General features: G+C 60.9%; 23 protein-coding genes and 1 pseudogene. 13 read left to right on the forward strand and 11 right to left on the reverse strand.

Annotated features, from left to right (window positions below; translation table 11 throughout):
* Positions 1 to 3: 3 nt before the first annotated feature.
* From E1748_RS06390 to E1748_RS06405, 4 genes are all read right to left on the reverse strand, one after another.
* Positions 4 to 1,545 (reverse strand): efflux transporter outer membrane subunit, encoded by a 1,542-nt coding sequence (locus tag E1748_RS06390; RefSeq protein ID WP_133646276.1) that lies wholly within the window; start codon positions 1,543 to 1,545, stop codon positions 4 to 6.
* Positions 1,542 to 2,618: an HlyD family secretion protein gene (locus E1748_RS06395; RefSeq protein WP_133646277.1), complete on the reverse strand. Its 1,077-nt coding sequence runs from the start codon at positions 2,616 to 2,618 to the stop codon at positions 1,542 to 1,544. The genes E1748_RS06390 and E1748_RS06395 overlap by 4 nt, the downstream gene beginning before the upstream one ends.
* A 12-nt stretch (positions 2,619 to 2,630) precedes the next feature.
* Positions 2,631 to 4,232 (reverse strand): MFS transporter, encoded by a 1,602-nt coding sequence (locus tag E1748_RS06400; RefSeq protein WP_133647263.1) that lies wholly within the window; start codon positions 4,230 to 4,232, stop codon positions 2,631 to 2,633.
* Between the two features lie 246 nt (positions 4,233 to 4,478).
* On the reverse strand, positions 4,479 to 4,706 hold the full coding sequence (locus E1748_RS06405; protein WP_133646278.1) for a hypothetical protein: 228 nt from the start codon (positions 4,704 to 4,706) through the stop codon (positions 4,479 to 4,481).
* 62 nt (positions 4,707 to 4,768) lie between these two features.
* Between E1748_RS06405 and E1748_RS06410 the strand changes: the two genes are divergently transcribed.
* Complete coding sequence (locus E1748_RS06410) at positions 4,769 to 5,701, forward strand: LysR family transcriptional regulator (protein WP_133646279.1); 933 nt, start codon at positions 4,769 to 4,771, stop codon at positions 5,699 to 5,701.
* Here E1748_RS06410 and mug read toward each other — a convergent pair.
* Positions 5,662 to 6,201, reverse strand: coding sequence for a G/U mismatch-specific DNA glycosylase (mug, locus tag E1748_RS06415; RefSeq protein WP_240766360.1), 540 nt, complete (start codon positions 6,199 to 6,201; stop codon positions 5,662 to 5,664). The two genes, E1748_RS06410 and mug, sit on opposite strands and share 40 nt — an antisense overlap.
* The gene (locus E1748_RS06420; protein ID WP_133646280.1) at positions 6,198 to 7,232 is read right to left on the reverse strand and encodes a GlxA family transcriptional regulator; all 1,035 of its coding nucleotides are present in this window, start codon (positions 7,230 to 7,232) and stop codon (positions 6,198 to 6,200) included. The genes mug and E1748_RS06420 overlap by 4 nt, the downstream gene beginning before the upstream one ends.
* A 327-nt stretch (positions 7,233 to 7,559) precedes the next feature.
* On the opposite strand from E1748_RS06420, the gene E1748_RS06425 reads away from it, so the two are divergent.
* From E1748_RS06425 to E1748_RS06440, 4 genes are all read left to right on the forward strand, one after another.
* Positions 7,560 to 8,081: a DJ-1/PfpI family protein gene (locus E1748_RS06425; protein ID WP_133646281.1), complete on the forward strand. Its 522-nt coding sequence runs from the start codon at positions 7,560 to 7,562 to the stop codon at positions 8,079 to 8,081.
* A 17-nt stretch (positions 8,082 to 8,098) separates the two neighbouring features.
* The gene (locus tag E1748_RS06430; RefSeq protein ID WP_133646282.1) at positions 8,099 to 8,407 is read left to right on the forward strand and encodes an ArsR/SmtB family transcription factor; all 309 of its coding nucleotides are present in this window, start codon (positions 8,099 to 8,101) and stop codon (positions 8,405 to 8,407) included.
* 19 nt (positions 8,408 to 8,426) lie between these two features.
* Complete coding sequence (locus E1748_RS06435) at positions 8,427 to 8,630, forward strand: copper chaperone (protein WP_133646283.1); 204 nt, start codon at positions 8,427 to 8,429, stop codon at positions 8,628 to 8,630.
* A 179-nt stretch (positions 8,631 to 8,809) separates the two neighbouring features.
* Positions 8,810 to 9,148: a hypothetical protein gene (locus tag E1748_RS06440; RefSeq protein WP_133646284.1), complete on the forward strand. Its 339-nt coding sequence runs from the start codon at positions 8,810 to 8,812 to the stop codon at positions 9,146 to 9,148.
* Positions 9,149 to 9,281: 133 nt separating this feature from the next.
* On the opposite strand, the gene E1748_RS06445 is transcribed toward E1748_RS06440, so the two are convergent.
* Entirely contained in the window at positions 9,282 to 9,941 is a 660-nt protein-coding gene (locus tag E1748_RS06445; protein ID WP_133646285.1) for an RraA family protein, read from the reverse strand.
* 132 nt (positions 9,942 to 10,073) lie between these two features.
* On the opposite strand from E1748_RS06445, the gene E1748_RS06450 reads away from it, so the two are divergent.
* Positions 10,074 to 10,982 carry a LysR substrate-binding domain-containing protein gene (locus tag E1748_RS06450; RefSeq protein WP_133646286.1) on the forward strand — a complete coding sequence of 303 codons (909 nt, stop codon included), beginning with the start codon at positions 10,074 to 10,076 and terminating at the stop codon, positions 10,980 to 10,982.
* Here the strand turns inward: E1748_RS06450 and E1748_RS06455 are convergent.
* Together E1748_RS06455 and E1748_RS06460 are read right to left on the reverse strand one after the other, a co-directional pair.
* Positions 10,979 to 11,788 carry an alpha/beta fold hydrolase gene (locus E1748_RS06455; RefSeq protein WP_205965199.1) on the reverse strand — a complete coding sequence of 270 codons (810 nt, stop codon included), beginning with the start codon at positions 11,786 to 11,788 and terminating at the stop codon, positions 10,979 to 10,981. The genes E1748_RS06450 and E1748_RS06455 overlap by 4 nt on opposite strands.
* Positions 11,789 to 12,046: 258 nt before the next feature.
* Positions 12,047 to 12,799, reverse strand: coding sequence for an SDR family NAD(P)-dependent oxidoreductase (locus tag E1748_RS06460; RefSeq protein WP_133646288.1), 753 nt, complete (start codon positions 12,797 to 12,799; stop codon positions 12,047 to 12,049).
* Positions 12,800 to 12,895: 96 nt separating this feature from the next.
* Here E1748_RS06460 and E1748_RS06465 point away from each other — a divergent pair, with 96 nt between their 5' ends.
* Positions 12,896 to 13,528, forward strand: coding sequence for a TetR/AcrR family transcriptional regulator (locus tag E1748_RS06465; RefSeq protein ID WP_205965200.1), 633 nt, complete (start codon positions 12,896 to 12,898; stop codon positions 13,526 to 13,528).
* A gap of 14 nt (positions 13,529 to 13,542) precedes the next feature.
* Here the strand turns inward: E1748_RS06465 and E1748_RS06470 are convergent, their stop codons facing one another.
* Complete coding sequence (locus tag E1748_RS06470; protein ID WP_240766368.1) at positions 13,543 to 14,541, reverse strand: LysR family transcriptional regulator; 999 nt, start codon at positions 14,539 to 14,541, stop codon at positions 13,543 to 13,545.
* 178 nt (positions 14,542 to 14,719) lie between these two features.
* Between E1748_RS06470 and E1748_RS06475 the strand changes: the two genes are divergently transcribed.
* From E1748_RS06475 to E1748_RS06485, 3 genes and pseudogenes are all read left to right on the forward strand, one after another.
* Positions 14,720 to 15,259: a nuclear transport factor 2 family protein gene (locus tag E1748_RS06475; protein WP_133646289.1), complete on the forward strand. Its 540-nt coding sequence runs from the start codon at positions 14,720 to 14,722 to the stop codon at positions 15,257 to 15,259.
* A 169-nt stretch (positions 15,260 to 15,428) separates the two neighbouring features.
* Positions 15,429 to 15,965 (forward strand): annotated as a pseudogene (locus E1748_RS06480) (ester cyclase); the annotation flags it as partial.
* A gap of 361 nt (positions 15,966 to 16,326) precedes the next feature.
* Positions 16,327 to 17,064, forward strand: a complete 738-nt coding sequence (locus E1748_RS06485) for a hypothetical protein (RefSeq protein WP_133646291.1) — start codon at positions 16,327 to 16,329, stop codon at positions 17,062 to 17,064.
* A gap of 14 nt (positions 17,065 to 17,078) precedes the next feature.
* On the opposite strand, the gene E1748_RS06490 is transcribed toward E1748_RS06485, so the two are convergent.
* Positions 17,079 to 17,264, reverse strand: a complete 186-nt coding sequence (locus E1748_RS06490) for a hypothetical protein (RefSeq protein ID WP_133646292.1) — start codon at positions 17,262 to 17,264, stop codon at positions 17,079 to 17,081.
* 438 nt (positions 17,265 to 17,702) lie between these two features.
* Here E1748_RS06490 and E1748_RS06495 point away from each other — a divergent pair, with 438 nt between their 5' ends.
* Genes E1748_RS06495 through E1748_RS06505 form a run of 3 tightly spaced genes read left to right on the forward strand, consistent with a single transcriptional unit; the run spans position 17,703 to position 19,506 of the window.
* Complete coding sequence (locus E1748_RS06495) at positions 17,703 to 18,260, forward strand: hypothetical protein (protein ID WP_166653509.1); 558 nt, start codon at positions 17,703 to 17,705, stop codon at positions 18,258 to 18,260.
* Entirely contained in the window at positions 18,238 to 18,999 is a 762-nt protein-coding gene (locus E1748_RS06500) for a hypothetical protein (RefSeq protein ID WP_133646294.1), read from the forward strand. The genes E1748_RS06495 and E1748_RS06500 overlap by 23 nt, the downstream gene beginning before the upstream one ends.
* Before the next feature lie 30 nt (positions 19,000 to 19,029).
* The gene (locus tag E1748_RS06505; protein ID WP_133646295.1) at positions 19,030 to 19,506 is read left to right on the forward strand and encodes an HrpB1 family type III secretion system apparatus protein; all 477 of its coding nucleotides are present in this window, start codon (positions 19,030 to 19,032) and stop codon (positions 19,504 to 19,506) included.
* The last annotated feature ends 281 nt before the right edge of the window (positions 19,507 to 19,787 follow it).

Below are 19,787 nucleotides of genomic sequence, written 5' to 3' on the forward strand. Positions count from 1 at the left end.
TCATCAACGCGATGCGGAGGCGTTCGCATAAGTCGACTCCCATCCGCCGCCGAGTGCCTTGCACAGCGTGACCAGATTCGCGGCGGCGCTCGCCTGGCTTCGTTCGGCGTTGCTCTGCGCGTCGAGCAGTTGCTTCTGCACGTTGAGCACGTCGAGATAGTCGAGCGCGCCTGCCTTGTAGCGTTGTTGCGCGACCGACAGTGCGCGCTGGTTCAGCGAAACAACGGTAGTCAGCTTGTCGCGACGCAATTGCTCGGCATCGTAGACGACCAGTGCATCGTCCACTTCGCGCCACGCTTCGAGGACGGTACGTTTGTAGACGATCGCGGCCTCCTGCTGCTGCGCCTCGCGCAGATGCAGCGTCCCCTTCAGACGTCCGCCCTCGAAGATCGGCATCGTGATCGAAGGGCCGACGATAAATTGTCCCGACGCCCAGTTCGCGAGATTCGACAGTTGAAGGCTCTGAAAACCCGCGCTGCCGTTCAACGAGATGCGCGGATAGAAGTCGGCCTTCGCCATGCCGATCGATGCGGTCGCCGCATGCAGTTCCGCTTCCGCTTTCCGGATGTCCGGCCTGCGTTGCACCAGTTCCGATGGAAAACCGATCGGCACCTGTCCCGGCAGCGCGGGAATGTCGTGCGGTTCGCCCAGTGTTTGCGCAAGCGCGCCCGGTTCCTCGGCGAGCAATACACCGATTGCGTTGATCGTCGTCGTGCTTCGCGATTCGAGTGTCGGAATCAGGCTTTCGATCGATGCGACCTGCGCCGCCGCGTTGGCGACGTCGAGATCGGTCGTCACGCCTTCGTGTGCGCGCACCTGCGTGAGCTTCGCGGTGTCGCGCGCGATCTCCAGATTCTGTCGCGCGATCCGCAGCAACGCCTGCGTATCGCGCAACTCGATATAGTCGCGCGCGAGTTCGGCGCGCGCGGACAGCAACACGGCGTTGCGGTCTTCCCATGAGGCATCCGACAACGCGGATGCCGCTTCGACGCCGCGCCGCACACGTCCCCAGATATCCACTTCCCACGATGCATCGAAGCCCGTCTGATAGAGGTTGTACGCGGGCGAACCCTTCGCGCCCGGCAACGGTGCGACGCCGGTCGGCGCATCGCCCGCAGCGGATTGCGCCTGCGTGCCAGTCGGACTCACGCCCAACAGCCCCAGGATGCCGTTCGGGCTGCCGCGCTCGCGGTCGTACGATGCGGCACCATCGAGCGTCGGGTATTCCGCCGCACCGGCGACGCGTCGCTCCGCACGGCTTTGACGAAGACGCGCCGACGCCGCGGCCACATCGAGATTCGCCTCGGCCAGTTGCTGTTCGAGCGCGTTCAACGTGGGATCGTCGAACAGCGTCCACCAGTCGCGGTTGAAATCGGCCTCGACGGCCTTGCTCGGTGCCTGTGCACCGTTAGTACGCTCGAAGACCTGCGGCGGCGTGGTCGATGTCGGACGCTCGAAATCCGGTCCCACCGTGCAGCCCGCGATCGCGAAGCAGGCGAGTATTGCCAGTGTGGGCATGCGGAACGAAAGATCGCGCGTGTTCATTTTATTTCTCCACCTTGCGCCAACGTATCGGCATGCCCCGCGACGGTCACTTCCGCTTCGACCGACAGTCCCACGCTCAACGCGGCCGCCGCTTCCTGATTCCGGTCGATGCTGATCTTCACCGGCACACGCTGGACCACCTTCGTGAAGTTGCCCGTCGCGTTGTCGGGGGCGATCGGTGCGAAGCTCACGCCGGTCGCCGGAGCAAGACTGTCGATGCGTCCGCGAATCGCCACGCCGGGAAAACTGTCGACCTTGATCCGCACGTTCTCGCCCGGCCGCATCCGCGTGATCTGGTTTTCCTGAAAATTGGCGACGACGTACGCATCCGAAAGCGGCACGATTGCCAGCACCGGTGCGCCAGGCGTCACGAATGCGCCGACCCGTGCGGTACGTCTGCCGATCTTGCCGTCGACGGGCGCGTGAATCTCCGTGTAGGACAAGTTGAGCTTTGCCTGTTCGAGCGCTGCGTCGGCGCGCGCGAGCGCACCGGCTGCCTTGTCGCGTTGCGTACGCAGCACGTTCAGATTCTGCTGGGTTGATTCGAGCGCGGCCTGGTCGTGCGCCTGTTGCGCGAGCTGACCGGCGAGCGTGCTCGACGCGTGCTGCTGCTCCTGAGCCGTGCCCGCTCCGGCGTCCGACAGGTTCTGATAACGCGTGGCATTGGCCCGCGCGAACTGGATCGCTGCATCGTCGGCTTTGAGCGTCGCGCGCGCCTGATCGACGAGCGACGGTTGCCGCGCGATCTCCGCATCGTCGTTCGCAACCGACGCCTGTGCCGCAGCGACGTCCGCCTGCGCGCTCATCAACGCTGCCTTGAAGTCGCTATCGTCGATACGCACTAGCAGTTGTCCTGCCCTGACCGACTGGTTGTCGTCGACGAACACCTCGGCGATCTGCCCGGCGACGCGCGGTGCGACGAGCGTGAAATCGGCTGCGACGTACGCGTCGTTCGTCGATTCGGTGTTCGCGCTGCCGGTCAGGCTCGTACAGGCCCATGCGCCGACACCGACGACAACAACCAGCGCTGCAACGCGAATCATCTTGAGAGGAGATCGGATAGTGGAGGACATGAGTAGCGCCCCTTAATGCTTGGCTGGTGAAGGAGAGGGAGACGTCGTGCACCACGGCGGATAAATGCGCACGGGCAACACAGGCACGAGGAAAAGAAGCGCGACGGCGACGCCGGCCATCACGCGGTAAAGATCCGCCGAGGTCAGCACCAGCGCCTGCACGTGAACGCGGTGCGCGAGTTCGCCGAGACCGTGCGCCGCGTCGATGCTCTGGCTCGTCACCAACGCGTGATTGCCGAGGTGATCGACGAGCACGTTCGAATGAAGACGTTCGCGAGCGGTGCCCAGTCCTTCGATCAACGCTGTCGCCACCGCAGCGGAAAACGTCTTCAGCGAGTTGAACATCGCGGACGCAAACGGACCGTCGGTCGGCGACAGGCCGGTAGTCACGCCCATCAGGATCGCGAGAATCATCATCGGCTGCGCGACGATCTGGATAGACTGAAGCCAGTAGAAGTTGTCGCGGATCCACTCGGACGTCACGAAGCTGCCCATCGCGCACGTTGCGACCATCAGGCACAGGCCGATCGCCATCACCCAGCGGTGATCGACCCGTTTCTGATTCAACGCGGCCGCCGTCAGTGGCAGCACGATGAGCAGCGGAATTGCCACCAGCAGCGACAGCGGCGCCGTCTGCAGCGGCCGGTACGCGTGAACCCGCACGAGAAACTGACCCGGTATTGCGGCCACGCCCACCAGCAGGATGACCGCACCCGCGAGCGTCGTCAGTCCGTGCGCGAAGTTTCTGCGCGACAGCAGTTGCAGCTTGAAAAACGGCAGCGGATGAAACCATTCGTTGACGAGAAACGTCGCCAGCAGCAACCCGCCGCCAATAAACATCACGCGAATGAAACCGGAATCGAACCAGTCGAGACGATCGCCCTGCAGAAGACCGATCACCAGCATCGCGACCGCAGGAAACCCCGTTAAAAAGCCGGTCCAGTTGAATGCGCCGAGCCGTTCGAGTTTCAGCAGATCGTCGGGCAGCCCTCGCGCGATTGCCACGCAGCTGATGATTCCAAGCGGCACGATCTGCCAGAACGCCATCTGCCAGCCCGCGTATTCGGTCCACAGCGCAGCGAGCGGCGTGCCGAGCGCCGGTCCGAAGGTTGCGGTAAGCGCGTACCCGGCGAGCCCGTACAGCTTCTCCTTCGGAGGCAGATAGCGCAGCGCAACGATGATCAGCATCGGTGGCAGACAACCGCCCGCGATGCCCTGCATCACACGCAACGCGTAGAGCGCGGTCAGGTTCGGCGCGAACGGACACAGAATGCCAAAACACATCGTCGCGATCACCGCGCCGATCGTGAAGCGTTTCAGCGTGAACGTGATGCCGAACCACGGTGCGAACACCATCGCCGAGACGTTGGCGGCCTCGAACAACGTGGTCAGCCAGGTTCCGTCGTCGTGACCGATCGACAGCGCACCCTGAATGTCCGCGAGCGCCTGCGCGGTGACCTGCTCGTTGAGAATCGCCAGCAGCGACGCAAGCAGCATCCCGACGAGACCGCACGCTACGCGCAGCGATAGTGCGGCTTGCTTTGATGTGGGTTGCGCGGGCGTTTGTTGCGCAGTCGCGAAGGCCGTCGCGATTTTCAGCAGGTTGCCGGTCATCATCGGAGTCTCGTTGCTGCTCATGGTCGGTAGTTCATCTAAAGATTTCAGTGAGGTTGTGTGGAATCACGGTGCTGGCTTCCACGCGTCGCGCTCGCACGGTGACTTACTCAAGTTCGGGAGGCGACCGGTCTTTTTAAAGTCGGGAGCGGTGACGTTTCAGGCCAGTTAGTTTGCGAAACTGGCCAGTGTCATTGCACGCGGCTCATGCGTAACGTGTGCATTCATTGTCTGCGATCGACCCGATTAACCGGAGTCCAGACTGGTTAACTCCTGGGCCAAAAGATGGGCGATTTTTGCCAATGCGCCAATGACGTCCCGATAGCGGTCGCGGGTTGAAAGAGTCTCTTTCCAGCCGTCGATGCGACCGGGTTCAGCGTGGGGACAGCGAACGGTGTTTTTCGTCGTTGGGAAAGCGTGCCGCGCGGGACATTTCCAGTTTTCTTTGCGCCATTCACCGATGCGAATCGTCACGACGCGGACCGCAACGCATAGAATCCCCGCATGTGGATGCCATCATCCGCGCAGGAGGTGAAATGGACAAATTGCGTGAGATGGAAATTTTCGTGGCGATCGTCGACCGGGGCAGCTTCACGGGTGCTGCCGAAAAAGTCGGCATGTCGGCCGCTGCGGTGTCGCGGGCGATCAATTCGCTGGAGTCCCGTCTCGGCACGCCGCTGCTTGCGCGGACCACCCGCTCGGTTCGTACGACCGATGCGGGTACGTCATACCTCGAAGCCTGCAGAAAAGTCATGGACACGATCACGGACGCGGAAGCGAGCATCGCAGTCGATCAACTGAACCCCGTCGGGACGTTGACCATTTCCGCGCCGGTGCTGTTCGGCCAGCGCTATGTGGCGCCGCTGATCAACGCGTTCGCGCTGCGCTACCCGGACGTCGACATCAATGCGGTGTACGCCGATCGCACGACGCGGCTGCTCGAAGAAGGCGTGGACATCGCGGTCCGCGTCGGCCATCTCGGCGATTCATCGACGTTCGCGATTCCGTTAGGCTTCGTGCGGCGTCGCACGTATGCCGCGCCCTCCTATCTCGCCGCGCACGGCGAACCACTGCATCCGAAAGATCTGAACGATCACCATTGCGTGTCGTTTACCGGCGTGTCGTTGCCGCTCGAGTGGGTATTCAACGAGAACGGTGCGAGATTGCCCGTCAGGCTGCAACCGCGCATGATCGTCGACCTGGGTCCGGCTGCGGTTCTTGCAGCGGTCGACGGTGTGGGGATTATTCAGTTGCTGTCGTATCAGGCGGCACCCGAGGTGCTCGACGGTTCGCTGCAACCGATCCTGACATCGTTCGAGCCCGAGTCGATCCCGGTGAGCCTGCTGCACGTCGAGCGGCGCAGCACCAGCGGCAAGATTCGCGCGTTCGCGGAGTTCGTTACTGAGACGCTACGCAAGAACGCGCAGCTTCAGGGCATCGACGCGACCGCTACGCGTGCTTCGCGATAAGCGGTCACCAAGGCATCGAGGTCGAATGCGCGGTTCAGTCCGCTTGGATTCGGCAACACCCATGCACGCGCGCCGCCGAACGGTTCCGCTTGCGCGCCCCACTCGATATCGCGTGTACCCGTGATCGCAGCGAACGCCATCTTGCCCAGGAACGCAACGTAACGTGGTGCGTAGCGCTCGATGTTCGACCGGAACGCATCGCCGGCCAGCTCGATTTCGGATCGCGACAGCTCGGCCGCACGCGCAGTCGCGCGCGGGACCACGGTGGTGAGACCGAAGCCGTAGCGAAGAATCGTGTGGTCGTCTTCGGGGCGAATCTGTTCGGGCGTGAAACCTGCAAGATGCAGTACTCGCCAGAACCGGTTGCTTCTGCCTTCGAAGTGATGGCCTGACGACGCCGCACGCATACCCGGGTTGATGCCGCAAAACACGAGCGACAGGCCGGGTTCGAGCAGATCGGGAAGGGACGGCGACGCGCTCACATCGATCACGTCCTTCACGCCGCAAGCAGTTCGTGAAAAACGACCGACCTCTCTGCAACGCCAGTCACGCTACTCACGCGCGGCTTATTGCCGGCATCGCTGCGAAACCGCTGCCGATACTGTTTCGGCGTGACGTCCAGCCTGCGCGAGAACGTCGTGCGCATATGCGTCGCACTGCGGAAGCCGCATTTAAACGCGACCGTCTTCAGCGGCGCATCCGTGTCTTCGAGCAATTTTCTCGCGGTATCGACGCGCACCTGTTCGACAAACGCGGACGGCGTGACCTTCGCGTACTTCGCGAACACCCGCGAGAACGTGCGCCGGCTCACCGCAACCGCCCCTGCGAGTTGTTCGATCGACAGCGGATCCGTGATGTGCTCGGTCACGTAGCGATGCACCTTGCCGATGATCGGATCTTCGTCGCGGCCGGTTCCCATGTACGGGCTGTACTGCGACTGCCCGCCTTCGCGCTGGATGTAGACCACCAGACGCTTGGCGACACGCACCGCGAGTTCATGTCCCCAGTCTTCGGCGACCAGCGACAGACACAGATCGATGCCTGCCGTCACACCTGCCGACGTGAACAGTCGTCCGTCGCGAACAAAAATCTTGTCGGGCTGCACGGATGCCTGCGGAAATTCGTCGGCAAGGCGGCCCGCATCCGCCCAGTGAGTCGTCACGTCCTTGCCGTCGAGCAGCCCTGCATGGGCAAGCACGAATGCGCCGTTGCAGACCGAGCCGAAACGCGTCGTGCGTGCCGCCTGGTTTTGCAGCCACGCCAGAAAGTCGCTGGAGAGCCGGACGTCGGGCAATTGCGGACCACCCGCGACCAGCAGCAGATCCCATTGCGTGTCGACGTCCGCATAGCCGAACGGCACCGACAGTTGCATCCCGTTCGAACAGGTCACGTTGCCCGCCCGCAGCCCCACGAGGGAAACCTCGTAGCGCTGGTCCGGCGCGAGCATCGTGCTGGCTTCCGCGAACACATCGAGAGGGCCCGCAACGTCGAGCGCCTGCACACCGTCGAAGATGACAATGGCGACTTTCATGGCGTGACCCCTATCGAGTGATTGAGCCCGTTTCATGCACTAACGAGCGATGGCCCAGAGTATCGCAACGTCCCGCAGAGAGGGATACACCAGGCGGTAATTGACTTTTGCGTCCCAGTAATGAGTGCCGGGGTCCGGCCGCAATAGCGCCCCTGGCCCAAATTCCACGTTGATTGGCCCGGCAACGCGACAAGCTCGCGTTTCCTCGCCGATACCGGCTGACTACACTTGGGCTCATGGCTTCGGGCTTCCGAGGCGCACTCCACCAGGGACGGATTCGCCATGTCGCACGGCTTCGCCCATCACGTATTCGAGGAGTAACCGCTCATGCATGTCGCGATGATGTTGTACGCGGGATTCCGGCTGCTGGAAGTCACGGGCCCGATGGACGTCTTTCACGAAGCGAACCGTCTGTGTGGCGCGACGATGTACGAACAGCATCTCGTAGGGCTCTCGTCGGGACCGGTGCGGTGTTCGAACGGGGTTGCAGTGGGCACGACGGAGTGTTTGTCGAACGTGGATGCTGCGTTCGACGTCGTCGTCGTGCCGGGCTGCCCAATCATCGGCCCAGAGCACGAGCATCGCGAACTGGTGGAGTGGCTGCGGGATGCGGGACGTCGCGTGCGAAGGCTCGCGTCGGTGTCCAACGGCGCTTCGCTGATTGTACGCGCCGGCCTCGTGAACGAAGGCAATCGGTACGGGTCGAGCGGCGTCGGCGGCGGGATTCAGATGACGCTCGATCTGGTCGCGGAGGATCTTGGCGACGCGTTTGCGGCGAGCGTCAGGACGTCGCTGTCGAAAGGTCGTTCATTTCGATCGCCCGTCTTGCTGTCGAGACGCGCGGCTTGAGATTGGAGGAATCCATCGTGCTACGAACCTGTTCTGACGATCTGATTCACAAGGCACTCGCGAGCCCGTTCCGGCGCGAGGTGTTGAAGTGGCTAAAGCGACCGGACCAATACTTCACACAACCGCTCATCGATCCCGGTTGCGGCGTCCCGGTCAATGCCATTCACGCACGCAGCGGGCTGTCGCAATCGACGGTATCGGCGCACGTCGCGGCCCTCGTCGACGCGGAGCTGCTGGTTTCAACCCGCATCGGTCAGTGGATGTTTCTGTCGCGGAACGAAGAAACGATTCGCGCGTTCACTGCGCGGATCAGGCTGCATCTGTAAACACGACTGGAGAACCAACATGAAATTCTCGGTGAAAAGCGAAATTCGCACGGACTCGATCCCGACGATCGAGCACGCGCTCAGGATGGTCGACGGCGACGCGAAGATCAACGTCGACATCGACACGAAGACGGTCAGCGTCGATTCGTGGCTGATGCCTGAGGAGTTCCTGGTTGCTTTCGTCGATGAAGACTATGACGTGACGATCGCGGAGGCAGAATGAGGTGCGGTGGAGCCGAACCGGCGGCGGTGTCGGCGGTTCGCCTTTCCGTGTAGTTGTTCGGCGAGGGTCCATGCGGGCGACATTTGCGTCGATACGTCATTTCAGTGGTTCACGCATATTCCCGTTTCGCTTTCCCGGTCGTATAGTGGTGACACGTCGGCGCGATGGAGGGCTACACGATGACAAACGCAAACGCTGTAACCGATGGCTCCCGCGAACCGGTACCGGAATCGCTGCAGACGCTGGCCGAATACCTCGAACTCTCTCTCGACAAGGCAGCCAGCGTCGTGATGATCCGTCACACGGCTAGCGCCTGCACTATGTATATGGGTGACCCGGCAGGTTTGCTCGAGGAATTGAAGAAGACCGGGACGATCGCCACGCCGCTCGCCAACGAGATGCTCGAACTGACTCGCTCGGGCGTCAACCAGATGCAGATCGGCGGACAGTTCTATCGGTTTGTCCGCAGCTTCACGCAGGTGGGGGAGAGTGCGGCGGTCGTGTTTTCGACGGGTTAAATAAGAGTGGGACGTTTGATGGCGCGTGCCCATCGGGTGCACGCGTCCCGGGCGGTCTTCGCGGCTCCACGCGAAGCGCTGCCCGCGCTCGATTTGTACCGATGCGATAGAGCGTACCGGTCGTACCGGACTATCACTGCGCTCGAATGGCTTCGAATTCCTTGTCGTGCATGACCTCGACAACCGGGCGCCCTGCACGAACGGCAGCGACCATTCCATCCTGGCGACGCATGATTTTCTCGCCGAGTTCCAGCACCGCGTCGATTCGTGATGCCGGCACGAACACGGTGCCGCAACGGTCGGCGATCACGTAGTCGTCCTCGTGCACGGTCACGCCGGCAATCCGCAGCGGTTTGCCCGAGTCGATCTGCACGACACGGTTTCTTGCGCTGATCATCGTGATGCCTCGGCCGTAGACCGGATAGCCGATGGACTCGCTTCCGTCGATATCGCGGCTCATGCCGTCAATCACCGAGCCGCGAATCTTCTTCGCGACTGCCGCGTTGGCGATGATGTCACCCCAGCAGGAAATGCCTTCGAGGCCACCGCCGATGACGAGGATGCGGTCGTCCGTCGTCACGGCATCGATGACCGGCGTAATCAGGTGAACGGTCGGCGCCGCACCGCTTTTCGGGCCCAGCTGGATCGTGCTCGCCCGACCGACGATCTTCGGGCAGTCCCACAGCGGACGAAGGCCATACGTGGCCCCCTGGAGATCGAGAAAGTCGAGCGCATCGGAGACCGTGTTGGTGTCGAGCGAGGCAAGCCGGTCGAGAGCGGAAACGTGGGGCATGACGGGAGTCCTGTTGAATGGTCATGCGATCGTCGACTTCAGCGCCTGATATGTAAATTCTCGAATCCATACCGCTCTGATACGATTTACGAATGAAGCAGCGCAACCGATCACGCGAGAAGGACAACCGGGATGACCACCATCGATTTCCGCCTCATCCGTCAACTGTGGATGTTTCTTGCCGTTGCCGAAGAAAAGCACTTCGGACGAGCCGCCGAGCGCTTGAACATGTCGCAACCGCCGCTAACGGAGCAGATCAAGGTGCTTGAGCAATCGCTGAAGCTGACCCTGTTCGAGCGTTCGCGACGCGGCACGCAGCTGAGTGCGGCCGGCGCCGCGATTTTGCCGGCGGTTCGCCAGTTTGCCGACCAGGTGGAACGTCTCGAGCGCGTCGTGCGCGAAGTCGCCGCCGGACAAACCGGCGTGCTGCAGGTCGGCGCGATTACGTCGGCGATGCTCGAGACGGTGCCCGCCGTGCTGGACGCATTGAAGCGCGACTACCCGCATCTGACGGTCTTCATTCGCGAGATCGACAGCGTCGAGGCGATCCCCGCGCTGGAAGCAGGCGAGCTGGATATAGCGTTTGTCCGGCTGGATGGAGACGTGGGACACGGCATCGCGACGTTGCCGCTTGCCGAAGACAGACTCGCGGTAGCGGTGCCGCGCGATCATCCGTTGGCCGCACTTACCCGGGTGCGTTTGCGGGCGCTCGCCGATGAGTCGCTGGTGATGTCGTCGCGTCAGGTCAGCCCCGCTTACTTCGATTTCCTGACGGCAACGTGCCGGTCACACGGCTTTGCGCCGCGCGTGTTGCACGAGGTTCGTTCGGTGACGTCGCAGATCGCTTACGTCGGATGCGGTCAGGGCGTCGCGCTCGTTCCGTCGTCAATGCGGAAGCTCGCATCGGGGAACGTCGTCATTCGCCCGCTCAAGGAGCGCGTGATGGTCGTGACGGCCGCGCTCGCGTGGAATTCACGCAGGCATCATCCGATGGTCGACGCTGTCGTTACCTGGGCGAAAGAGAACGCGGCGCGTTCCTAGCCAGCTTCGGCCTCTCCGAGGAAAAGCCCGATCCGCTTCCACATCTCGACAGGGTTCGAATACATCGGAAAATGGCCCGAGTGCGGAATGGACGCCAGCGTCACGCCGTTTTCCCGCAGATGCGGCAGATAGGAAAGGCCCGCGTTCTGCTCGCCAAACATGAACATCTTGCGGCAAGGTAAGCCAACGAAGCGGGTCAACAGATCGCCATGATCGGAGAGATCGACCATTGAAGTAAAAATCCCACGTACAGCCTCTGCGCGGACTTTGTGCCGCAGGCTCGCCGCGTATAACGAACTCGAGAAATCGGTGGCACCCCAGTTGCGGTCGATGAAATCCGCAAAGAACTGGTGTGGATCGTCGGACGGATAGCTCAGGATCTGTCTGCTCAGGAAGCAGTCTTCGGGGGCTACGTTCCCTTCGATATCGATAAAGCTCAACACGCGATCGCCGTCTTCATGAGCGAGCATCAACGACGTCAGCCCGCCCATCGAGTGTCCGACAAGATGGAATCGCTTGACCCGCAGCCTGGCAAGCAAAGCCTTTGCCGTATCGACCAGAAATGGAATCGACACCGCCGACAGATCGCTGCACTCGCTATTGCCGCAACCCGGTGCATCGTAGGCGATAAACGGTCGCCCGGAGAACGCGGCCTGCCTCGCGATATCGACGTAGTCTTCTTTCGTCGAGCCGAAGCCGTGAAGAAAAACAATCGGCTCGCCGCTGCCGGATCGGTGGATCGTCGAGAGGTTCAGGTCGACACCTTGAACGCGAAGTTCGAGCTTTTCTCTGGTTACGTCGATCATCTGTGTTCCCATTCTGTAGCGCGTCAATCCACGAGTGGACATGCTCAGGTCAGGGACTTCATATGTAAAGCTCCAGTTTTGTATCGCTGTGATACGGATTTGCGACTGAAGACATGATGCAGCATCCTGGCCACCGTCGATGCCATCAATCGCCGATGTTCCGCGCAGTATTCAGACGCATCGCCGGTCGAAACCGGCGTCGCGTATGTAGAGTGGCGAGATGGAGGGTAAGGACCCGCTTAACGAAGCGCCAACGCTCTAAACCTGCGCAAAGCCACCATCAGCCTGAATATCGGCACCGTTGATAAAGCCGGCCGCATCGGACGCGAGGAACGCGACGATCGCTCCGATCTCATCCGCCTCTCCTGGGCGCCCTAACGGAACCGCACCAACGATGTTCGTCATGTACGCGGCCTTGACCTTTTCATCGACAAAGGTGGCCTGCACCAACGGCGTCATGATCGGTCCCGGGCTGACGGCATTCACACGAATGCGGCGCGCCTTAAGCTCCGAGGCCCAGGTCCGGGCAAAGCTGCGAATCGCGGCCTTGGTTGCCGAATAAACGGTGCGCGCCGGCAAACCCTTCAACGCCGTCCCGGACGACAACAGGACGATCGACGCGCCGTCGCTGAGCAGCGGTAGTGCCTGCTGAACGGTATAAATGACGCCTTTGAAATTGATGCCGAGCTGGTAGTCGATTCCCTCTTCGGTAATCGAGCCGAGCACTTCCCGTGTCTGCACGCCGGCGTTCGCGACGACGATGTCCACCTTGCCCTTCGCAACCCGAACCGCCTCGTAGACGCGATCCAGCTCTGTTTGCCGGGACACGTCGGCCTGAAGCGCCACCACGTCGCCGCCTATCTCGGCAACGGCTGCATCGAGAATCGCCTGGCGTCTGCCCACGATGAACACCGACGCGCCCTCCTCGACCATTCGCTTTGCGGAAGCGAGGCCGATACCTTCGCCGCCACCCGTAATAACCGCTACTTTGCCTTGCAGGGATGTGCCCATCGATCAACTCCATTTTGTACTGATCGTTATATAACCACGCAAGCATGGACAGCGCAAGCGAATTATGTAACGATCGACAAAATACTCCGGGAATGAATGAAGATGGGACGGCCGCGCGATTTTGAAGAAGAGGTGGTGCTCGACAGTGCGATGGACGTGTTCTGGCGTCATGGCTACGACGGCGCGTCGATGGCTGCACTGACAAAGGCCATGGGGCTCAGTTCGCCCAGCATCTATGCGGCTTTCGGTAGCAAGCGAGGTCTCTTCGATGCGGTCCTCACGCGGTATCGCGATCGACGTGCGGGACACCGCGAGTATCTGCTGGCCAGCACCACTGCCCGCGACATCGCGGAGCGATTCCTGTTGGGTGCAATCGATTGGCTGGTCGATCCGCGCGAGCCCAAAGGCTGTTTGCTGATCCAGACCGGAACGGCGACCGGTGCAGATAACGAAGAGGTGCCGCGTGCCATCATCAAACTGCGTGGCAGAACGCGAGAGTTGCTCACCGAACAGCTCGTGCGTGCACGGAATGAAGGATCTCTCGCGCAGTCCGAGGACCCTGCTGCGCTCGCCCGATATCTGCTGATGGTGTTCAATGGGCTTGCTGTGCAAGCGGCAGAGGGCATGTCCAAAGCGGAGCTGATCGAATCCGCCGAGCGCGCGTTGATGAGCTGGCCTGCTCGCCCTCGCCGGGCGTCGGCCAAGCAGGTTAGCAAGAAGGCGAGATAGTCATCGTAACGACGCTATCCAGTGACGCCCGGCCGCTTGCCACGCTTCTTCGCAGGTGGAGCGATTCTCGACCGCGCGGGTTTGTTCGACACCCCGCGATCGTCCATCTCTCGCAAGACATCAATAAAAGCCCGTAACGCGCCCGGCACGAGACGGCTGCTCGGATAGTAGAGGTGATGCCCCGAAACAGGAGGCGTCCAGTCCTGCAACACGCAGACAAGACGACCGCTATCGATCTCGTCTTGCGCGATCTCCGCCAGCACATACGCAAGCCCCACTCCCTTGACCGCCGCGTCGACCATCAAGCCCACGTGATCCAACGTGATCGGCCCCGATACCTCGATCTTCAGCGACTGGCCATGTCGCTCGAACTCCCATCGATACATCTTTCCGCTTGGAAGTCGAAAGCGGACGCACTGATGTTTGCCCAGATCGTCGGGCGTATCGGGAACACCATGGCGCTCGAGATAGGCGGGTGCGGCCACCACGATGAACCTGCCGCCTCCGCCGAACGGGACTGCGATCATGTCCTGTGGCAGCGATTCGCCCAGTCGAACGCCGGCATCGAATCCTTCCGCGACGATATCGATGAGCCGTCCCTCGGTGACGAGATCGAGATGAACGTTTGGGAATCGCTCGATAAACGTGGGGACAATCGTCTGCATCAGGATTCTGGTTGCAGTTTCCGATGCATTGATTCTTAGTCTTCCCGCCGGTCGTTCGCTCAGCGTGCCGACATCGGCGAGGGCGACGTCCAGGCCATTGAGAATGGGGGAGAGGTTGCGAAAGAAACGAGCCCCTGCTTCCGTAGGCGCAACGCTTCGCGTCGTCCGGTTGAAAAGACGAATGCCCAGGCGCTCTTCGAGCGCACGCATCATGTGACTCAGCGTCGACGCAGAGAGCCCCAGTTCATCGGCTGCGGCGCGAAAGCTCGCATGTCGCACGATCGCCGTAAAGGCCGTGAGCTCGGTGAAGCCAGGTCGATCATTCATGTAAAAACCCCAGTAGGTCATGCCGTATTCCGGGTATAGATCCAGCAATTTCCCAATACTAATATGGTCGTCATGCCGTTGCTGGCAACGCGGAATCTTCTCTATCGATCCTCGATAGAAGGCAGTCCAAACCCAGCCTGTCGTTAAAGCCAAAGCGCGACTCATCGCAACGGCAACCGCGACCAGGGAGTTTCAGGTTATGACGAAGGTCCACATTTCTTTTCTTCTTATGGCGTTGTCGCTGGCTGGTTTTGCCAGTCTGTCGACGTCGGCGGCGGAGGTCACCACACACGCTGCATCCAACCGGGGCACCAGCATGCAAGCAAGAAACAAAGCCATCATCGAGTCGATGTTCAGGTCGTGGATGAACGGCGATAGCAGTGTTTTTCAAGCCCACCTGTCCGACGATATCGAATGGACGATTCCGGGTAATTCCGCTATCGCTGGCACGACGCATGGGCGGCAAGAACTGATGACAAAAATTCTTGCGCCATTCGGTGCGCGGTTCGTCAAATCGCCCGACAGTTTCAAGCCGCGTGCCATCGACGGCATCTACGCCGATGGGGATACCGTCGTCGCCCAGTTCGTCGGTTCCGGTACGACCAATAACGGACGTCCCTACAGGAACAACTACCTGTGGGTGCTGGCCATGCAGGACGGCAAGATCGTGCGGGCAACAGCCTTCTTCGACAGCGTTGCCTTTAACGAACTGTGGCAGCAGTCACCGGCGCAGCAGTAGTCACCATCAACCTTCACTGCAAGGTAGTCGTGATCACCGGTGCTGCGATCAAGCTCGGCTTTGTCTAGACCGAATTGTCGTCTTTCAGATTGCATCGAAAGCGATCGACCAAGTTTCCGCAAAGCAAACCATTCAACGTTAAACCGATAGGTAAAACTCAATGTCGACTAATCTGGTAGCAGTCTGGGAAGCGCATCTTGGCGCGGAATTCATGGCACGCGATGGCGACGCCGCGATAAACACGATGACATCCGTACCCTACGTCAACCATGTCCCAACGATGACAGGTGGCTTGGGCCGCGATGAAGTGAAGCGCTTTTACAAATACCATTTCGTCAATGCCAATCCACCCGATATCGAAATAACTCCGGTAAGCCGCACGGTCGGAACGGACAGTATTGTCGATGAGCTGGTGGTGAAGTTTACGCACACCTGCGTAATGGATTTCCTGCTGCCGGGCGTTCAACCGACGGGGCAGCGCGTCGAGATTCCCACCGTCGTCGTTGCGCAGTTCCAGGACGGAAAGCTCGCAAGCGAGCACATCTACTGGGACCAGGCATCGGTTCTGGTGCAAATCGGCAAGCTGGATCCGGTCGGCCTTCCGGTTGCGGGTGTTGAAGCGGCACATAAGGTTCTGGATCGCACGCTGCCGGGTAACCACCTGATGGCGCAGGAATGGGAAAGCAGCGAGGGCAAACCGGTCTAGCGGGCGGCGTGCTACCGGGAGCGTCAGGACGCGATCGGGAGCTATAGGCAAGGATGTCGTACCGACGATGTGACGCCGATGCTGGCGCGCCGCTGAAATCGTCACTACTTGCTTAACGATGCCTCAGCCGATAGACACCATCGAACGTTACATTCGTACTGCCGCAGCAGCGATTGTCAGCTGCGAAAAGGATATCTCCGATAACACGCAACGCAGCTTCGCACACCCCGGCCACCCTCCCTTGTCCTGTGGAATATCTTCCGTAGCGGACACCCTCAAGTTTTTCGCCAGCAGTCCGATATAGCGCGAGCGGACGAATAATTTTTAACGCCACTCCCGAACGGAACGATTAATGCGCCTCATGTCGAAACTCGCGAATCCTGGTGTGATCGTAGCACTCGCTGCTCTCGCAGGTTGTGCGGCAGCCCCTCGCGCTGAGATCGACTCAGCAAAGCTTCATACGATTCACACGGTGACGGTCGTATATCCTGGGAAGGCGGTTTATATCGGCGGGCGTGCCCAGATGCCACTTCTGTTGACTGGTGGCGGCCTGATCGGTGCAGCGCTCACGGGCGCTGTAACTGGCCTCGCGAACGCTAGTTCCGCCAAACAGAAACCACTCGCCTTTGACGATGTGGTTACGGCAAAACTAGGCGATACAAAACTGAACCGCCAATTCACTGACGGCATTGAAGCGGCGCTGCGTGCTCACGGCTATGTTGTCAACGAAGTCGACGCCTCCACGCCCACACTCCCCACCTTTTCGCGCGACGATCACTTCCACTGGCACGCAAGCGGCCCGGTGTACCGGGAGAGCGACGCGGTACTCTTGATTCGCGTGTCGCCGATGTATAGCTCGGGCGGGCCGATGAGTGCCTATACGCGTTTGATCGACGGCGAGATCGATATGTTCGCCAGCGATACACACGAGGCGGTTTTTCGACAACGGGTCTACTGGATGAAGACCATCGATCCGTATACCTATCACTTCATGGACGCGATCGTGGCCGATCTTCCTCACGCCATCAGCGGACTCGACGAAAGCATGATGGCGCAGGTGGGTCTTTTCGATAAGTGGTTAGACGGTCCCCAGCCTTGACGTCGGAAGTCGAGCTAGCGGCTGTAGACACCCGGCTCGACATCGAACGTTTCTGGCTGACCCTGCAATGCGCCGACCGCCGGGTCGGCGCTTTTATCAAAGCGGTCTTCCTCTGCGAAACTCCGGTGCATCACCCGCTGCCGCAACACAGATGCAGCGGCAGCGGGACGTCCATCGGGCGCTGACGGCACCGATTCCATGGCAGACTACTGGCCTTAGCGTAGACGGGACATTCCCGTGCCGGGAATCGATACCCCGTTCGCGCATGTCTCCTGGAAGGTCGAGCAGACGTAATGAGTAAACCCCCTTCCATACCCGGGCGCGGCAGCAAGGCATCGAAGGTCGATGTACCGGACTCGTCTTCGGAGTCCCAGAAGCCTGCCGGTTCCGACCAGAAAGCCAGGCCCAGGCAGAACCCGTCAGAAGTCCTGGCAAATTTGCCTCCGGCGAAACAAGGGCCGTCAGGCAAACGATCACGCACTGACAGCGCAGCGCCACCGCCCAAGCGGATTCGGACGGCCATCGTTCGAGCGGGCGATCTGGTTGGCACATCCATGCCCACTGATCCGGCTCCAACGCCGGCTGCACCACAACCCGCGACCGAAGGAAGCGTCCGCGGCGACAGTGTCCACGAAACAGTGAAGAACGCGGTACGGGCATTCGTCAGTCAGGCGTTAAAGGATGGGGGCCTGGATCATCTCGACGAATCGTTGCTGAAATTTGCGTCAGTGGACGAGTACCGCGAGCTCGCTGACGCAGCGATCGATACCAGCGAAGAAACGAAGAAGGGAGCCAGGCTGGCTCGACTGGGCGCACGAGTAGCAGATCTGACCGGGCCTCAGCGTGAGCGCTTTGTCGATGCAGTTGTCGGCTTGGAAGATGAAGCCGCGAAAGCGGAGGCGCTGCAGCCATTGGGCGTTGCGATGGAGTCGCTGTCCGACCCTCAGCGGGGCCGCCTCGTCGATTCGGCTATTGGTCTCACGCATGAGCGGGACAAGGCGCTCGCGCTGGCAGGGCTCGGAGTCGGAATAGCGCACATGAGCGAATCTCAGCACAAGCGCCTCGTGGAAGCCGCGAGCGGAATCGAGGATGAGAGGTACAGGGCGCTCGCGATGGCCGGAGTGGGGGCCGGGATGGCCGCAATGACAAACCTGAGCGAGACTGAGAGTCGGAATGGCACACCTGAGCGCGGCTGAGGGCGAGCACATAGCCGGAGCGGCTAGCCGCATCAAGAATGAAAAGTACAAGGCGATTGCTTTAGCCGGACTGGGCGCCGGAATAGCGCAGTTGACCGCGCCTCAACGAGACCGTCTCGTTGAAACCGCTACCGCTATCGGCGATGAGGAATGCAGGGCGGTTGCACTCGCCGGACTGGGAGCCGGGATGGCAAGCCTGAGCACGCCTCATCGCGAGCGCATGGTCGACGCGGCGACCGATCTTGGCCACGAAGGATTCAAAGCGATCGCACTCGCCGGACTGGGTGCTGGAATGGCACCGCTGAACGCGCCTCAACGCCAGCGCATCGTCGACGCGGCCGCTAACATCAGGCACGAAGGATACAGATCGATCGCGCTGGCCGGACTGGGATCGGGGATCGCACACCTGAGCGACGCGCAACGTGCGCGGCTTGTCGATGCGACCATCGCAATCAACGATGAATGGGCCAAAGCGGACGCATTGTCCGGACTGGGAGCGGGGATGTCATATCTGAACGAACATCAGCGCGAACGGCTCGTCGACGCAGCTACGGGTGTCCGCGACGAAGCGAAAAAAGCGGTCGCATTGGCCGGGCTGGGCGCCGGGATGGCGCACCTGAACGAGCCGCAAAAAACCCGCCTCTTTGAGGCTGCCACGGGCATCGGCGACGAAACCTCCAGGGCGGTCACGTTAGCGGCCATGCTAACGGGATTGTCAGCGCGTCACCGTGTTTCATGATTGCAGCATGCCAGATCAACCAGGGATATCGTGACTCACAAAGAAGGTAGCGATGACGTCGCCAGCGGCCTGACAAAAATACTGTTGACCGCTTCGCAACTCGACGAAGAAGCAGATTTCGAGGATCTGCTTGAAGCGATTCGCGTGCTGCGGCGGCAATGGCCAGGGGCGAGCACGGCCGCCGCGTGGCGTTATGTACGACGCCATGCATGGGTGGACGCGCGACGCGCACTCGAGGAAGAGGATGAGCAGGCGCAGCGTTCGGGACTGCAATCGGCGCTGATGGCGGTTTTCCTCTTTAGCCTTGAGGACCCGCTATGGCACAGCTACGCTCGCGCGGCGACAGAGCAGCGCGAGAGCCCTGAAGCCGCGAAGCTCGGCCATCGGTTGCTGGAACATGCTGCCAGGAAGGACCTTCGTGCGACGACCGAACCACCGGCTACGGCAGGCAAGGCTTCAGAGACTAACGCGGGATCCTCGCTGCCGACAACTTGGATTCGTGCGTAAGTCTGCGGCTCGCAGGGCGATTCGTGTTTCGGATTCCAGGCCGGCATCGCGGCGATTTTTTTGAAGTTCTTTGATTAGTTATAGAAGAATCAGCGAGACAGATAGCGGGATACGCCATGAACGTTCGGCTATCGCTTTGTGTGCATGACGACATGCACAAGAATCATGAAGTACGAAACAACCAGGTCGTCGGGATGTGTTCCAATTGACTACTCCGGAGCGGACAGACTCGCCTGTTCTTCCCAGCCTGGGCGATGCGAGCGGCGTCCGCACCCCAATCA

This window comes from Paraburkholderia flava, assembly GCF_004359985.1.
Taxonomy (GTDB): Bacteria; Pseudomonadota; Gammaproteobacteria; order Burkholderiales; family Burkholderiaceae; genus Paraburkholderia; species Paraburkholderia flava.

Coding starts and splice junctions, on each gene's coding strand:
- E1748_RS06395 (WP_133646277.1), bottom strand. CDS start 2,618: ATGTCCTCCACTATCCGATCTCCTCTCAAGATGATTCGCGTTGCAGCG.
- E1748_RS06410 (WP_133646279.1), top strand. CDS start 4,769: ATGGACAAATTGCGTGAGATGGAAATTTTCGTGGCGATCGTCGACCGG.
- E1748_RS06435 (WP_133646283.1), top strand. CDS start 8,427: ATGAAATTCTCGGTGAAAAGCGAAATTCGCACGGACTCGATCCCGACG.
- E1748_RS06440 (WP_133646284.1), top strand. CDS start 8,810: ATGACAAACGCAAACGCTGTAACCGATGGCTCCCGCGAACCGGTACCG.
- E1748_RS06445 (WP_133646285.1), bottom strand. CDS start 9,941: ATGCCCCACGTTTCCGCTCTCGACCGGCTTGCCTCGCTCGACACCAAC.
- E1748_RS06500 (WP_133646294.1), top strand. CDS start 18,238: ATGGCACACCTGAGCGCGGCTGAGGGCGAGCACATAGCCGGAGCGGCT.
- E1748_RS06485 (WP_133646291.1), top strand. CDS start 16,327: ATGTCGAAACTCGCGAATCCTGGTGTGATCGTAGCACTCGCTGCTCTC.
- E1748_RS06390 (WP_133646276.1), bottom strand. CDS start 1,545: ATGAACACGCGCGATCTTTCGTTCCGCATGCCCACACTGGCAATACTC.
- E1748_RS06425 (WP_133646281.1), top strand. CDS start 7,560: ATGCATGTCGCGATGATGTTGTACGCGGGATTCCGGCTGCTGGAAGTC.
- E1748_RS06455 (WP_205965199.1), bottom strand. CDS start 11,788: ATGATCGACGTAACCAGAGAAAAGCTCGAACTTCGCGTTCAAGGTGTC.
- E1748_RS06460 (WP_133646288.1), bottom strand. CDS start 12,799: ATGGGCACATCCCTGCAAGGCAAAGTAGCGGTTATTACGGGTGGCGGC.
- E1748_RS06475 (WP_133646289.1), top strand. CDS start 14,720: ATGACGAAGGTCCACATTTCTTTTCTTCTTATGGCGTTGTCGCTGGCT.
- E1748_RS06420 (WP_133646280.1), bottom strand. CDS start 7,232: ATGAAAGTCGCCATTGTCATCTTCGACGGTGTGCAGGCGCTCGACGTT.
- E1748_RS06400 (WP_133647263.1), bottom strand. CDS start 4,232: ATGACCGGCAACCTGCTGAAAATCGCGACGGCCTTCGCGACTGCGCAA.
- E1748_RS06450 (WP_133646286.1), top strand. CDS start 10,074: ATGACCACCATCGATTTCCGCCTCATCCGTCAACTGTGGATGTTTCTT.
- E1748_RS06465 (WP_205965200.1), top strand. CDS start 12,896: ATGAAGATGGGACGGCCGCGCGATTTTGAAGAAGAGGTGGTGCTCGAC.
- E1748_RS06470 (WP_240766368.1), bottom strand. CDS start 14,541: ATGACCTACTGGGGTTTTTACATGAATGATCGACCTGGCTTCACCGAG.
- E1748_RS06490 (WP_133646292.1), bottom strand. CDS start 17,264: ATGGAATCGGTGCCGTCAGCGCCCGATGGACGTCCCGCTGCCGCTGCA.